At 41.1% G+C, this 12,225-nt stretch carries 11 protein-coding genes; 7 read left to right on the top strand and 4 right to left on the bottom strand.

From position 1 onward, the window contains the following. Positions 1–164 precede the first annotated feature (164 nt). Both MHN79_RS03070 and MHN79_RS03065 read left to right on the top strand, forming a co-directional pair. Positions 165–521, top strand: coding sequence for a YibL family ribosome-associated protein (locus tag MHN79_RS03070; RefSeq protein WP_239171671.1), 357 nt, complete (start codon positions 165–167; stop codon positions 519–521). Positions 522–669: 148 nt separating this feature from the next. Further along, positions 670–1,161: a GNAT family N-acetyltransferase gene (locus MHN79_RS03065; protein WP_239171670.1), complete on the top strand. Its 492-nt coding sequence runs from the start codon at positions 670–672 to the stop codon at positions 1,159–1,161. 71 nt (positions 1,162–1,232) lie between these two features. Here MHN79_RS03065 and MHN79_RS03060 read toward each other — a convergent pair whose 3' ends face one another. Beyond that, positions 1,233–1,436 (bottom strand): hypothetical protein, encoded by a 204-nt coding sequence (locus MHN79_RS03060; protein WP_160928826.1) that lies wholly within the window; start codon positions 1,434–1,436, stop codon positions 1,233–1,235. 149 nt (positions 1,437–1,585) lie between these two features. Between MHN79_RS03060 and MHN79_RS03055 the strand changes: the two genes are divergently transcribed. From MHN79_RS03055 to MHN79_RS03045, 3 genes are read left to right on the top strand one after another with little or no spacing between them, the layout of a single operon-like run. After that, complete coding sequence (locus MHN79_RS03055) at positions 1,586–2,950, top strand: Ada metal-binding domain-containing protein (RefSeq protein WP_239171669.1); 1,365 nt, start codon at positions 1,586–1,588, stop codon at positions 2,948–2,950. Then, positions 2,947–3,429, top strand: coding sequence for a methylated-DNA--[protein]-cysteine S-methyltransferase (locus MHN79_RS03050; RefSeq protein ID WP_239171668.1), 483 nt, complete (start codon positions 2,947–2,949; stop codon positions 3,427–3,429). Before MHN79_RS03055 ends, MHN79_RS03050 begins: the two co-directional genes overlap by 4 nt. Then, positions 3,429–3,794 (top strand): hypothetical protein, encoded by a 366-nt coding sequence (locus MHN79_RS03045; RefSeq protein ID WP_114784169.1) that lies wholly within the window; start codon positions 3,429–3,431, stop codon positions 3,792–3,794. The genes MHN79_RS03050 and MHN79_RS03045 overlap by 1 nt, the downstream gene beginning before the upstream one ends. Positions 3,795–3,851: 57 nt before the next feature. Here the strand turns inward: MHN79_RS03045 and nhaD are convergent, their stop codons facing one another. Next, the gene (gene nhaD / locus MHN79_RS03040; RefSeq protein WP_239171667.1) at positions 3,852–5,285 is read right to left on the bottom strand and encodes a sodium:proton antiporter NhaD; all 1,434 of its coding nucleotides are present in this window, start codon (positions 5,283–5,285) and stop codon (positions 3,852–3,854) included. A gap of 257 nt (positions 5,286–5,542) precedes the next feature. Between nhaD and MHN79_RS03035 the strand changes: the two genes are divergently transcribed. Next, entirely contained in the window at positions 5,543–6,196 is a 654-nt protein-coding gene (locus tag MHN79_RS03035; RefSeq protein ID WP_239171666.1) for a tail fiber domain-containing protein, read from the top strand. Between the two features lie 62 nt (positions 6,197–6,258). On the opposite strand, the gene MHN79_RS03030 is transcribed toward MHN79_RS03035, so the two are convergent. Further along, a complete protein-coding gene (locus MHN79_RS03030) occupies positions 6,259–9,369 on the bottom strand; it encodes an HD domain-containing phosphohydrolase (RefSeq protein ID WP_239171665.1) in 3,111 nt (1,036 codons plus the stop codon). Between the two features lie 338 nt (positions 9,370–9,707). Next, positions 9,708–11,012, bottom strand: a complete 1,305-nt coding sequence (locus MHN79_RS03025) for a dicarboxylate/amino acid:cation symporter (protein WP_239171664.1) — start codon at positions 11,010–11,012, stop codon at positions 9,708–9,710. A 671-nt stretch (positions 11,013–11,683) separates the two neighbouring features. Between MHN79_RS03025 and MHN79_RS03020 the strand changes: the two genes are divergently transcribed. Further along, positions 11,684–12,139 (top strand): YaiI/YqxD family protein, encoded by a 456-nt coding sequence (locus tag MHN79_RS03020; RefSeq protein ID WP_239171663.1) that lies wholly within the window; start codon positions 11,684–11,686, stop codon positions 12,137–12,139. The last annotated feature ends 86 nt before the right edge of the window (positions 12,140–12,225 follow it).

Here is a 12,225-nt window from a genome sequence, read left to right as displayed (position 1 = left end):
TGAGTTGAGTTGTACTGAAAAAATAGCCATAAGTATTCTGTCAATTTTATGTCTATCGAATACTGACAGTGGTCTCCATAGTTTAGGTCTAGGTTTTTCGGCAATACAAAAGTTCTTATTTATGGTAGAGTGATGGGTCTTTTTGATTTTCAGAGCATGACCTAATGAGCACTAAGCAAGAGCTGCAAAACCTTAACAATCGCCTCGACAAGTATAATCGTAAGCTAGATGCTGCTAAGGTTCGTGGCGATCAAGAAATGATCACCAAATTTACTGATGAAGTCGATAAACTCGCAAAGAAAGTTCACACTATCAAAAGTAAGCAATCCTATGACTTGAATAAAGAGCGTAAGAAGCTGAAAGCCATGGGCTTTTCTCGTGAAATCACCAAGTCAGAGCAAGCGGATATTGGAAAATTAAAAAAATCAGTTAAAGGTTTAGTACTGGTGCATCCAATGACAAAACTGGGTAAGTCGATGGAGCTCAGTGTAATGACAGGCTTTGCGTCGAGTCCTTTTTAGTCCTTGCCCAGCTTATATTCTGTTGTTTGACTAATCATTGTCTATGTTGACCGTATAACTTCTTGTTATCCTTTTGGTTTTATCCTATTGATATAAAAAGATATTCATATTATTTTTTATCTCCATAGTAGTTATGTTAGGAAGTATCATGAGTGAGCGAAGGCTTGAAATTGTTCCAATAATCCCAGCCCATGACGCAGCAATATGCGAGATCATTAAACGGGTTGGTGAAGAATATGGCGCGGTGGGAGAGGGGTTTGGTCCATCGGACGCTGAAGTGGAGAATATGAGTCAGTATTATCTGCCAGAGCAGAATTCTTTGTATTTGGTCGCTCTATTTAATGGCAGAATCGTGGGCGGATGTGGTATCTCTCCATTTTCTGATGATGGAAGAGTGTGTGAACTCAAAAAGCTTTTCTTGCTAAAGGAAGGTCGAGGTCTAGGGCTTGGAAAGCAGCTAACTCAACAATGTCTTGATTTTGCTGAGCGGAAAGGATTTGAACAATGCTATTTAGATACTCTCTCGAGCATGTCGCAGGCAATTAAGTTATATGAGAATCTTGGTTTTAAGCACCTTTCCTCCCCACTAGTGGGTACTATACATGGTGGTTGTGATGTATGGATGCTTAAGCACTTCTAACACCTTTATTTGGTCCAGAAAAACATAAAATTAGGCCCAGCAAAGCAGGCCTAATTTAATTCCTAGATTTACTATAAATCCATCAAACTCTCGATCGACTCTTCTACCGATAGGTGATAGTACGAACGTATCGTTTTTCCATCAACAGCATCAATCAATATGTTGCTAATTCCAGAGGTGCCGTGTTCTTCGATCGTTTCTAGGCTTTTTTCAACATTGTGATACGTGAGTTTGTGATTATTAGTAAGCACAATAGTGCATGTATGTAAGTTCATAGCCAACTTCCTTTTTTATATATTTTATTCTTCATTGTAACTCTAGATGAGTTTCAACTGATAGCAAATTCGATTCGTTTCCGAAAATGGCTAGTATTTCGTTTCCACAAAGATAGACTTTACTCAAGAATTCAAAAGATAAAAATGCCATGGAAAGAGTTCCGACAATCCCGTTACATGAGTGTCAAAAAGCTCGACAAGCTAGAGATGCACGTTTTGATGGACGCTTTTATATTGCGGTGAAAACAACAGGTATCTTCTGCCGCCCGATTTGTCCGGCAAATTTGCCCAAGGAAGAGAATGTGTCCTATTTCTTTGATAAGGCTCAGGCTTTAAAAGCCGGATATAGACCATGCTTGCGGTGTCGACCTGATAGCGCCCCCAATTCATGGGCGTGGAAAGGTGTCGAAACGACATTTTTACGTGCGGTTAAACTCATAGAACAAGGGGAGCTTCAATTATATAGTCTCAATGACCTATCTCAACGATTGGGTATAAGTGACAGATACCTACGTCATTTATTTCAACGCTACCTCGGTATGCCACCTAAACAATATGCTTTGTACCATCAGCTGATGTTTGCCAAACAATTACTACACTCTAGCTCGATGTCTGTTACCGACATTGCTTTTGCAAGTGGCTTTACCAGCGTTCGCCGCTTTAATGATGCATTTAAGCAGGTTATGAGGTTGACTCCGACGCAAGTGCGTAAGCAGGAGTATGTAATCCAGAATAATAAAAATTACATTGATCTTGCATTCAAAGGACCATTGGACTGGGAATATATGTTGCAGTTTTACCGTTTAAGAGCGATTGAGGGGCTAGAGTATGTCAGTGATAAAAGCTATCAACGAAACTTTGTGATTAATGGCGCATCAGGCACGTTTATTATTTACCCTATTCGAGCTGGAGTATTACGAGTAGAGTTTGAACTCTCTGATCATTTTCAGCTAAGAGCTTTAGTTAATCAACTACGTAGGATGTTCGATCTGGATAGTGACATCTTAACAATTGAAAATGCTTTACAAAGACTGAACCCCAAGTTAATCAAACGAAGCGGTATACGCATCCCTGGCGTTTGGGATGTTTGGGAAGCGGGTGTGCGAGCCATATTAGGTCAGCAAGTGTCGGTAAAAGCCGCCATCAAACAGCTTAATTTATTGGTACATGAATTGCGAAGCGAAAAAGTAACTCAATTTCCGACACCACAAGAGGTTAGTCAAGCCGATCTCTCTTTTTTACGTATGCCAGAAAGCCGAAAGCAAACGTTATTCAGTTTTGTTGAATATATGCAAGAATACCCTGAAGGGCACTGTGACAAATGGTTGGATATTAAAGGTATCGGCCCATGGACTGTTAATTATGCAAAATTGAGAGGTACATCTGAGGCTAACTGTTTTCTGCAAGGAGATTTAGTTGTGAAAAAAGTCCTGAAGCAGTTTCCTGAACTGAATTCTGAAAGTGTTTCTCCATGGGGGAGTTATGCCACTTTTCATTGTTGGAGCCATGTATGAGTATCTGTTATACCACCTTTAATTCGCCATTAGGTAAGATGACCATTCAAGCGAATGACGACGGCTTAATGGGAGCCTGGTTTGAGACTCAGACCACACAACCGCAAGACTTAGGTAAAAAAGATCCAAAGCATCCTATACTTATTTTAACAATCAACCAGTTACAGGAATATTTTTCACATCGTAGAGAAATGTTTCAATTGCCACTGGCTGCTAAAGGTACTGAGTTCCAGCAACAAGTATGGCAAGCATTAAAGACAATTCCTTACGGAGAAACATGGAGTTATCAGCAGCTAGCAGAAGCCATAGGGAATCCGAAAGCAGTGAGAGCGGTTGGATTGGCAAATGGAAAAAACCCTATTTCAGTGATAGTACCTTGCCATCGAGTGATTGGTAAAAAAGGTAAGCTTACGGGATATGCGGGTGGGTTAGATAGAAAAGCAGCATTACTAAAACTAGAGCATTGGGAACCTGATTAATGCGGTTAAAATATAGGGGTATTTTTGTAATATTCACTTTGATGTTACAGGGATGCTTTGAAGATAACTTAAATAGAATGATAAATAAGCCAACTTATGACTTTGAAGGGGTCTATGAAAACTTATATACCCAAGATTTACTTTTGTTCAAAGATGCAAAAGTTACCATCAGCAAAGTTGGCGCTCCAGATGTCATCAAGTCATTCAAAGTTGAGGATAATTATTTAATTATCACAATGAGAAACAGCTCTTTAGAGAAAAGAGAAGATATAGTGATGCGCATCCACGGTGACAATGAAGCGCTAACTTGCAGTATTTGCGCGAAATATCAGTTATCGAGTGTTTGGCAACGCAGACTTGAATAACAAACCAGCATCTCCCAGAGCAGCCGATGTCTGCCCTAGGAGCTTTTTATTGAGAGGTCAGAACAAAGAAGCATTGAGTATAAGGTGAAGCCCTATACTCGCGGCATACCCTATAGCAATGACAGGCGCCCATTTTAGGTGGCCGAAAAAGGTATATTTACCATGCGCGGCGCCCATGAGAGCTACACCAGCCGCTGATCCGATTGACAGTAAACTTCCTCCCACACCTGCGGTCAACGTGACCAACAACCAATTTCCCATTGACATGGAAGGCTCCATGGTAAGGACCGCGAACATAACGGGAATATTATCGACGATTGCTGACAGTATTCCGACCATAATATTGGCTGAAATAGGGTTCCATTGAGAATACATGATCTCGGAAACGAGCCCTAAGTAACCTAAAAGACTCAAGCCGCCGACACACATTACCACCCCATAAAAAAACAAAAGCGTATCCCACTCTGCATGAGAGACTCGCCGGAATACATCGAATGGAACGACTGAGCCAAGACGCTTTAACGCATTATCGTCACGGTTAGCAATAGCGATAGCAGCCTTTCTTTGTAGTGATGATTTCAGTGTTTTGCGCAGGAAAAAACCGAAGAACTGTAAGTAGGCGAGGCCCATCATCATACCTATGACAGGAGGGAAGTGCAGAGCAGCATGAAACGCAACGGCAGTGGCAATCGTAATGATGAATAACACGACAATCCGGCGAGCACCGCGTTTAAGTTCAACATGTTGATGGATGACATCTGGCTTTGTTTTGGGCACAAACAGTGACATTATTGCCGCCGGCACCAAATAATTGGCAACCGAGGGAAGAAAGAGTGGCATAAACTCAGAAAATGAGACATAGCCTGCTTGCCAGACCATTAATGTAGTGATGTCACCAAATGGACTAAAGGCGCCTCCAGCATTTGCCGCTACAACGATATTGATACAGGCGATGTTAATGAACTTGTTATTCCCTCCTCCTACCTTCATCACTACAGCACACATAAGTAATGCGGTAGTTAAGTTGTCGGCAATCGGAGAAATAAAGAAAGCCAATATCCCAGTAAGCCAGAATAGTGACTTATAGTTAAAGCCTTTACCAATCATCCATGCTTGCAGTGCATCGAATAGTCGTCTTTCTTCCATCGCACTTATATAGGTCATTGCGACGAGCAAAAATAGCAGTAATTCTGCATATTCTAAAAGGTTATGTTCTAGTGCAGATTGAGCAATATGTATTTGCCCTTGCTGCGAGTAGACATAACCAATCAGCGCCCATATTAGACCTGCTGCCAATAGAACGGGTTTGGATTTTCTTAAAGAAAGGTGCTCTTCGAGCATGACCAAAGTATAAGCTCCAACAAAAATCGCCAAGGCAGCATAACCAATAAATGATTGAGTCAATGGTAGCGTTTCTTGGGTATTGATGGCGGAAAAAGAGCTGATAGGAAATAACAAAAGGGCGATTAAGGCTGGCCATCGCATCGTCATTATTTCACTCCTTGAAAGACGTTACTAATAACAGTGCCGTTATTCTAGAGTGCTTTTCAAGATGGGTATGTGAGTTAGGTTCAATCTGACTGAATTATAAACAACCTAAGATCTTGGGTTGTTTTGTTTGATTTATTTTAAAGCATAAAATCTGTTTAATATTTGAGCTAAGGTGGAATTTTTATGTATTCAACTTGTTTCATTTTTGTTGCTAAAAGATACTCTGACCAATTTTTAAACATAAAGAGTGACATATAATGAAGCAAAGTGGTGTTTTTCTGTCCTTAAGTTTGGTTTTTTTCCCGCTAATGAGCGTGGCACAAGAATTTAGTATCTTTTGTTATGATCAACAAGAAGATGAGTGGGACTGGTCGGAGAATCAACAGGTATTTGACTGGCCAGTGATGACCCAAGAGCAGCCTTGGGAAAACAGCTATTTCAAATTTGTACCCATTTCAGAGAGCACATACAAATCTCTTGATGGTTTTTGCCCTCAAGGTAGTGTTCCCCAACCCGCAGAAGGGAACTTTTCGATGTGGAAAGTTTTTTATGTTTCTGATGGTCAGCGTTCGTATTTTGCGCCGGGAAAACGTTCCTACCACACCCTGATTGACCATGTTTTTCTTCGCTTTAGCGATGCGAACCTAAAAGAAAATGTGCAGCGCGTTACCAATACGCTGGATGCATTGAGAGAGATGAATGGTTATCGTTATAACTACATTGATAAAAATGAAAGAACTGAAATAGGTTTGATTGCCCAAGAGGTTGAGCGATCGTACCCTGAGCTCATTTATACACATTCTGAATCTGGATATATGCAGGTAGATTATGGAGGAATGGTGGCAATTCTCTTAGAATCGATAAAAGAGCTCGATGAGCGAGTGTCCGACATGGAAAACAAGCAGCCTTAGTAGAGCAGTAATAGTTGGTCTTACATGTATAAAACTGCGTTGAAAAATGAATAAGATTGGCGTTATGTACGATTCTCAACGTCAATTTGGCTGCGATCTAAAAAGCGCTCTGCGTAAGATATGTGCAAATTTTGTTCTATGAATAGAGTGAAAAGGTCGCCATCGATATGTTTGTTGGTGACCATCTCTTCCATGATAGCGATGGCTTTACTGAGTGTGAAGGCTTTTTTATAAGGACGGTCGGCGGCTGTCAGGGCCTCAAATATGTCGGCAATAGCAAGGATTCTCTCTTTTACCGAGAGTTCATCTTCGTCCAGCTGACGAGGATAGCCTTTACCTGCTAGTGTTTCATGGTGTGTTGTTGCAAGTCTGGGTACTTGTTTTAGGTCATCAGGGAAAGGCAGACTTTCTAGCATTTTAATCCCGCTTACCATATGTTCATTGATTCGGTAGCGATCTTCTTTGGTTAACGTTCCTCTTTGAATTGATAAATTATAGATTTCGCCATGGTCACTCAAATATTCAGGTGCTTGCATCTTAATACCATAATCATAACAAGGAGGGTGAAAGCGCGGTATTTTGTGCTCTGGTAAATCTTTTAGTAATGTTTGTGTTATAGAGGATTCAGATAGGCGGTCTTTTTCGACAGGAGAGAGGCCGATAGTATCATCAAATTGACGACACCAAGTTTGAGCCCCAATTTTTTTGAGTTTGATGATGTCTTCATCCGTTATGGGGCGATCGCCTGTATTTAGTGATGCGACAAAAGTAAATTCCTCTTGAAGCCTTGCTTGTTGTTCCTTAATCCATGAGAGAACTTGATCTGCATCTTCACCATTATCTCTTTTCATATAGCCCTTAATGGTAATATCTCGCCATAAAACCTCAAAGCGCATACGTATTTCATGTAAACGGTTGTAGTTGGCCTCAAGTTTTGTGCCTTTATCGACAATATATTCTGGTACGGTTATCTTACCGCAATCATGCAGCCATGCCGCCATTTGAAATTCTCGTTTTTCACGCTCATTGTTAAAACGAAAATCGCTAAAGGGTGGCTCTGCTGAGGCTTCAGCGGCTTCGGCAAGCATCATCGCAATAACTGGAACGCGGTTACAATGTCCTGCGGTATAGGGAGATTTATCATCGATTGCTCTTGCGATAAGCTGAACGATAGAGTCTAGTAAGGCTTCTTGTTGTTTTTCATGGGCTTGTAATTGATTAGCCATTTCTTCGACAGAAGAAGATAGCTGTGAAATTTCTCTAATTCTACTTTTTACAGGTTGAAGCTGATTGTAGTCACGATGTTGTATTTTTTGTGTTTCTTTTTTTAGTGACCGGATCGCCTGAATAACAGGAGTACCAGATAGCCACGCGAGCCATAACATAGGTAGCATGATCAATGCAGATATCCCCGTGGCGTACAAAACCTGACGTACAACTTGGCTGTGAAGTACGGAAACGGGTAGCGTTATAGCCAAGAATTCACTGGGAGAGGAAGAACCTACAGGTTGCAGATAAACATAGGTATTTCCTGCTTTTGTGGTTGTACTGACTAAGCTGCCATGTTGCGATGGCGATGCCATTAGATCGTAAAAAGCAGCATGAGGAATGACTCTATGCTTTGTTGCAGAGGAATCACCGAGCCATTTGGCGAGGAGAAACTCTTTTTGTGTATCGTTAATTTGTTTGATAGCGCGATTAATGATGGGTAATAAATTGGCGTAGCCTTGATTGAGTGCTATGTGAAACTCGGTTTCAAACCCTTGATTGAACGGAGCGATATCTTCGATGACAGTCACTCCATCAGTGAAATATTGATGTACTGCATGCTCGAGAATGGCACTAGTGTCAATAAAACCTTTTATTTCTCCTGTTTTTAGAAGGGTCAAGCCCTCAAATGAGTCGCTGACTTCGATGATTTCTATTTCGGGATAATTCTTTTTGAGGTTTGGGATAATAGACCAACCCGACAAAATGGCTAACTTATCGCCACTAAATGCTTTGAGATCGTTAACTTGTCCTAAATTGTCGGCAACTAAAATACCAAAGGGTAGAGAAAAAATCGGGTCACTAAATACCCCTTTAGCATAGCCGTCTTTGTGGTATTGAAGAGAATGTAAAGCATCGAGCTTATCGTTATTGAATTGGCTCACCAGTTCACTCCAATCGAGCCCGTTACTAAATGTCCATTGTATACCTGTCATCTGGCCTATCATTTTAACCATATCAATGGCATAGCCTCTTGGTTCTCCGAGCACACTATAGTCAATAGGCGCCCAATTCCTTTGATTGGAAACACGCAAAGGACCTAAACGTTCAATCAGAGCCTTTTCTTGTTCTGTCATCGATAAAAGAGGCAAAGTAGGTAAAGGTTTCTCTTGTGGAATCGGGTGAGTATCGGCGAGAAGTTCACCTGTCTGACGAAAAACATAAGCTTCGCTTAGCTGCTCTGCAAATGTTTGGTTAAGTATGGTTGCAAGAGTTGAGAGTAATACATCGATTCCTATTACCGCTGTGCCTGAGGCATTTTGAGTGGCGTAAGTTTGCCCAGACACCGACACTTGGCTAAAAATATAGGGCTCGGTCTTAATGACTTTGTCCGCTTGCGCATGAGCTTTTCTATACCAAGGCCGCAGTGAAGGGAAATAGCCACTTAACGTTTCTTCGGTTTTGCGTACCTTAAGATCCTGACTGACGAAGGAAACCGTTTTCTTTCGTTGCCCGCCTTCTGTTTGTTTAACATTGACCATTACCCATCTGTCGTCAGGTTGTGCATCCATACTTTTTCGTAATGTCTGTTCAACATCAAGATTGATGATTTGGTAAAAGTTATCGTCTTTTGTACCAAAAAAGACACTATAAAGCTCAGGAGTTGCCTCTAATGTTGCAAGAAAAGCAGGTAACCATTGCTGATTCTTGTCGAGCGGATCGATAACTTGTGCAAGTGTGAACGCAATGTTTCGCATACGGGTGTCAGTTTCTTTCATGGTGTCACTGACATTCTCAGCAACGGTGGAAGACTCTTCGAGTTGATGCTCTTCTAACGTTTGATAGATAAAGTGGTAATGAATGGACAGTGCTAGTGTGGCGGTAAGAGTGGTGACCAGCAATAGTAGAGATCCAATGGTTACGCGGATCGAAAAAGTTTGCTTCTTGGCTTTAGGCTGAGTCATGACTGTGTTCCAAATCTGATAATGTCTTACCGCAAATAAATACGGACTAAAAGCGTGTCAGTTAACTGGAAAAAACGTATCGTAAGCCACCAGAAAAAGTATCGATCCGCTTGAAATTACTCTTTGATTACCAATTCTACGAGGTGATGTTAGTCACTCAATCAGTGTTGCTAACCTCATAAAATTAAAGACATGTTTGGGGTTATTTGCAAAGTATGTGTTGCTTGGTTTTGGATTTTGTGATCAAAAAAGCCCCGAAACATGTGTTTCGGGGCTTGATACTTTATTTAGGAAACCTATGACCTTATTAAATGTTAATGGTCATTAGGATGGTTTCTTTATGCTTTTGAGTGTTTTAGACTAACTTGCTCTTCTTTTGCACCTGCTAGTGGGTTGTTAAAGCGCTCTTCATCGAGTGCGCCTTCCGACTTAGCAACGATGACGGTAACTGCGTTATCACCTGTGATATTAACGGCAGTTCTGATCATATCAAGTAATCTATCAACACCCATAATTAACGCTATACCCTCTAAAGGCAGGCCAACTTGGTTAAGTACCATAGCAAGCATAACTAGGCCAACTCCAGGTACACCCGCGGTGCCAATAGAAGCGAGAGTAGCGGTTAGGATAACCATTAGATAGTCACCCATGGTGAGGTCAATATTAAACGCTTGCGCAATAAATGCTGTCGCTACACCTTGCATGATCGCCGTACCGTCCATGTTCACTGTCGCTCCAAGAGGGATAGTAAAAGAGGAAATGCGGTTATCCACGCCCATACGATTTTTCGCTGTTTCCATCGACACTGGGATGGTTGCATTTGAAGAAGCAGTAGAAAAAGCAAACATAATCGCATCTTCCATTTTCTTCAAGAAGGTAATAGGGCTTAGGCCAGTAAAGCTTTTTAGCATCAAGCTGTAGGTAACTAGGCCATGAAGAACTAGGGTGCCAGCAAGAACCAAGAAATATTCCGCAAGGTTTGTTATGGCGCTTAACCCCAAACCAGTAAACAGTTTAGCCATTAGGAAGAAGACACCGTATGGAGCAAGATTCATCAGAAGGGCAACAAGCTTCATTATGACTTCGTTTAAATCGGCAAATACTGATGCGATTCTTTCACCAGGTTTTCCTGCGGCACTTATTGCAATGCCAAACAGTACTGCAAATACGATTACCTGCAGAGTTTTACCTTCAGCCATAGAGCTAATAGGGTTAGTCGGGAACATGTTGATAATAACTTGTCCCAAAGAAGGTGCTTCGGCTGACTTAAACGAGCTGGCTGCAGTGAGATCAGCTCCTGCGCCTGGCTGGAAAACACTTCCCATAACAAGAGCAAAAGTGATAGCAATAGTTGTCGTCGCAATATAAAAAGCGAGCGTTTTACCACCCATTCGGCCCAAGGTCGAAAGATCTTTAAGTGAGCTTGTACCACAGACTAGTGAAACAAAGACTAGCGGTACAACAAGCATTTTTAAGCTGGCGACAAAAATTTGGCCACCAACGTCAAACAATCCGTTGACTATGTATGTGTCGACAAATCCGTTGTCGGCGAAAAGGCTGCGAATGGCAAATCCTGTCAAGATACCCGCTACCATGCCTAAGATAACACGGCTGGTGAGCGACATAGGTTTCTTGGTATTCATCGTGAACACTCCTTATAGTTATTCACCTTGAGTTCACTTCAAGGTGTTCAGGAGGGTATCAGGCGAAGAGAAAAATACGAACGTAAAATGTATTGTTAGATATATAGATGTGATCCATATCACTTAAATTGCACGAGATTTAACTAATGGTTAACATTTTTTGCTGATTTTGATGATAAATTTAATTCTTAATTTACACAAAAAGGCGTTTTAGCTCAAAATAACGACATTATCTTCATATTATTCATTTTGTGTATGCTTCTTCTTTAAATGACTTCTGTTGAATAATAATTCACAAATTTTTAATTTTAATACGGTCGATATGTAGAATTAGCGTTATGAATTCTTATTATACGTAGGACTCTGGATCTCAGTTTTGAATGTGGATCACTCTTAGTATTGATTTATATGTCAATTTTGTTGGGCTCTGCCAGCTAATAACTTTGTGTTTTGGACTAACACGTCTGTATATTACCATGGTAACAAGTGCATAGTTAGTGGATAGTGTATTGCGATTTTTTGTTTAAACAGCGAACCTAGCGTTTTGTTACCTCAAATTCATTCATGGTGTTTATGGATTGCTTTACGTCCCTATTTATCGAGGTAGCTCTATCAAGAGCATGACTTTTGCGGTTTAATTGAGGCAATCATAGTATTGGGAAGAATAAGTAATGAAAATATGGGTAGATGCTGACGCGTGTCCAGTTGTGATTCGTGATGTATTATTTCGCGCATCTGAGCGAACAGGGGTCGAAGTTACGTTGGTGGCAAACCAGTTTATTCGCACTCCAGCATCACCAAAAGTGACCATGCTGCAAGTTCAGCCTGGCTTTGATGTAGCAGATAATGAAATAGTGAAGCGCTGCGAGAAAGATGATTTGGTGATCACCAGTGATATCCCTTTAGCCGATGAAATCATAGCCAAGGGGGGGCATGCATTGAGTTCTCGTGGCGAGCTATTTACGAAAGAAAATATTAAGTCTCGTCTTAATATTCGCGATTTTATGGAAACTATGCGCAGTAGCGGCGTACAGACAGGTGGACCCGCTCCTTTAAGTCAAGCTGATAGGCAGCAATTCGCTAATCATTTGGATAAGTGGTTAGTACAAAGGCAAAGAAATTTATAATCGCAAAAATAGGGCACTGCCTTTCCGCTTTACACATTATTAGTACCTTTAGTGGCGAGCTCTTTGGAGCTCGCGGATATATACTC

It is taken from the genome of Vibrio sp. Of14-4, from assembly GCF_022347625.1.
GTDB classification, from domain to species: domain Bacteria; phylum Pseudomonadota; class Gammaproteobacteria; order Enterobacterales; family Vibrionaceae; genus Vibrio; species Vibrio pristinus.
Note: the sequence above shows the minus strand (reverse complement) of the source record. Positions and strands in the feature narration are given on the sequence as shown.

Coding starts and splice junctions, on each gene's coding strand:
- MHN79_RS03020 (WP_239171663.1), top strand. CDS start 11,684: ATGAAAATATGGGTAGATGCTGACGCGTGTCCAGTTGTGATTCGTGAT.
- MHN79_RS03055 (WP_239171669.1), top strand. CDS start 1,586: ATGGAAAGAGTTCCGACAATCCCGTTACATGAGTGTCAAAAAGCTCGA.
- MHN79_RS03050 (WP_239171668.1), top strand. CDS start 2,947: ATGAGTATCTGTTATACCACCTTTAATTCGCCATTAGGTAAGATGACC.
- MHN79_RS03060 (WP_160928826.1), bottom strand. CDS start 1,436: ATGAACTTACATACATGCACTATTGTGCTTACTAATAATCACAAACTC.
- MHN79_RS03070 (WP_239171671.1), top strand. CDS start 165: ATGAGCACTAAGCAAGAGCTGCAAAACCTTAACAATCGCCTCGACAAG.
- MHN79_RS03035 (WP_239171666.1), top strand. CDS start 5,543: ATGAAGCAAAGTGGTGTTTTTCTGTCCTTAAGTTTGGTTTTTTTCCCG.
- MHN79_RS03025 (WP_239171664.1), bottom strand. CDS start 11,012: ATGAATACCAAGAAACCTATGTCGCTCACCAGCCGTGTTATCTTAGGC.
- MHN79_RS03045 (WP_114784169.1), top strand. CDS start 3,429: ATGCGGTTAAAATATAGGGGTATTTTTGTAATATTCACTTTGATGTTA.
- MHN79_RS03065 (WP_239171670.1), top strand. CDS start 670: ATGAGTGAGCGAAGGCTTGAAATTGTTCCAATAATCCCAGCCCATGAC.
- nhaD (WP_239171667.1), bottom strand. CDS start 5,285: ATGACGATGCGATGGCCAGCCTTAATCGCCCTTTTGTTATTTCCTATC.
- MHN79_RS03030 (WP_239171665.1), bottom strand. CDS start 9,369: ATGACTCAGCCTAAAGCCAAGAAGCAAACTTTTTCGATCCGCGTAACC.